The organism is Oerskovia sp. NPDC057915, from assembly GCF_042887685.1.
Lineage (GTDB): Bacteria > Actinomycetota > Actinomycetes > Actinomycetales > Cellulomonadaceae > Oerskovia.
Window position 1 is genome coordinate 1 of sequence record NZ_JBHVOS010000050.1, and the last position, 1,755, is coordinate 1,755.

The window sequence follows — 1,755 nt, forward strand, 5'->3', positions numbered from 1 at the left end:
CTAGTTGAAGCCGATGACGCGTTGGGCGGCTTTGTAGGCCAGGACGGAGAGGTGGCGTCCGGGTCTGCCGGGCAGGTTGGAGATCTGGTGCAGGGTGGTGCGGCGCAGGCGGCGGTACAGGGCGGGGTCGTAGGCGCGGACGTGGGCCCAGAACTCGTCCTTCTTGCGCAGGGACTCGCGGGTGCCGGCGCGGACGAGGAGCATCGAGGAGACCAGGGACACGATGTCGAGGTAGTGCAGCATGTACCGCTTGAGGGCGCGGGGGGTGCTCGGGTTCGCGCGGGCCGCGGACAGGTGTTCCATCATGGTGTGGTTGATGCGTAGCTGCTGGTCCACGCGGGAGATCATCACGGTCTCGTTGACGGACTGGTCCGCGCGTCCGATGTAGTACCGGTACAGGTCCACGTCGAGGTAGTACAGGCGCCGGACCGCGGGCAGGGGCGCGTAGGCGTAGAGGTTGTCGACGTAGAAGGTGTGCTCGGGCAGGACCAGGCCGACCTCGCGCAGCAGGTCGGTGCGGTAGATCAGGGAGTGCATCAGGATGTACTGGTTCTTGCGCAGGCGCCCGACCTGTTCCCACCCCAGGACCCGGTCGGCGGGCAGGGCGTTGGTGTAGCGCACGGCGGTCTTGTTGCGCTTGTCGACCTTCTCGTACACGAAGTTGCTGACCAGCATGTCGACCCCGGCCTCGTGGGTGACGAACGATTCCAGCAGGTCCAGGACCTGGGCGTAGGCGCCGGCCTCGAGCCAGTCGTCGGAGTCCACGATCTTGATGAACCGGCCCCGCGCCTGCGCCAGGCCCGTGTTGATCGCGGCCCCGTGACCCCCGTTGGGCTGATGGATCGCGCGCACCACCCCCGGGTGCGCCGCGGCGTACCGGTCCGCGATCTGGGCCGTGGCGTCCCAGGACCCGTCGTCCACGATCAGGACCTCGACCCGCTCACCCCCGGCCAGCAACGAGTCGATGCTGCGGTGCATGTACGCCGCGGAGTTGTAGCACGGCACGACGATCGTCAACAGCTTGGACATCAGCGCACTCTTCAGACTTCCTGGCCCGCACGGGCCGACGACGAGGACTCCCCCGCACCCCCGGCCACCGGCACGCTCGCCGGGGCCCCTGCGGCCGGCTCGGACGCCTCGACCTCGGGGTCACGCTTGAAGATGATCTTGAAGATCGGGAAGAACACCCAGAACGATAGAGCACTGTTGATGATCATCGTGACCATGTCGGCCGCGGTCTCACCCGTCTTGCCCAACCCCCACGTATCGATCAACAGCTCGTAGATCGGCGCCTTGTACAAGCCCTGCAACGCCGCCGCCGCGAACGTGATCACCACGTACGCCACCACGTACCAGAACGCCGCCCGCCAGATCGAGGTGTTCGACTTGAACGTCACGTTGCGCTGCGCGAAGAAGTTGATCACCTGCGCGATCAACAACGTCACCTGCACCGCCAAGAAGTACGCCAACCCACCCCCACCCTCAGGCAACGCCCCCGCCGCGTAGTCGAACACGAAGAACGACGAACCATCCGGATTCGACCCCACCGGCAACACCTGAAAGCTCGTGTCCACCAACCCCGTCAACCCGAACGCCGCCTTGAACGCCGGCATCAACGCCAGCTGCAGCACCGTCACACCATTGCTCAACAAGAAGAACAACAAGAACTGCGCCACCCCCGGACGCCGCTCAGCAAACCCCGACCACGCCTGACCCAACCGACCGAACATCACACACTCACTCTCAGGAAGAAGG

Annotated in this window: 2 protein-coding genes; both read right to left on the minus strand. The window is 65.6% G+C overall.

Annotated features, from left to right (window positions below; genetic code table 11):
• A complete protein-coding gene (locus ACFVQ3_RS18780) occupies positions 1 to 1,029 on the minus strand; it encodes a glycosyltransferase family 2 protein (RefSeq protein ID WP_387642398.1) in 1,029 nt (342 codons plus the stop codon).
• Positions 1,030 to 1,040: 11 nt separating this feature from the next.
• On the minus strand, positions 1,041 to 1,755 hold a 715-nt coding region (locus tag ACFVQ3_RS18785; protein WP_387642400.1), incomplete at its 5' end, for a hypothetical protein.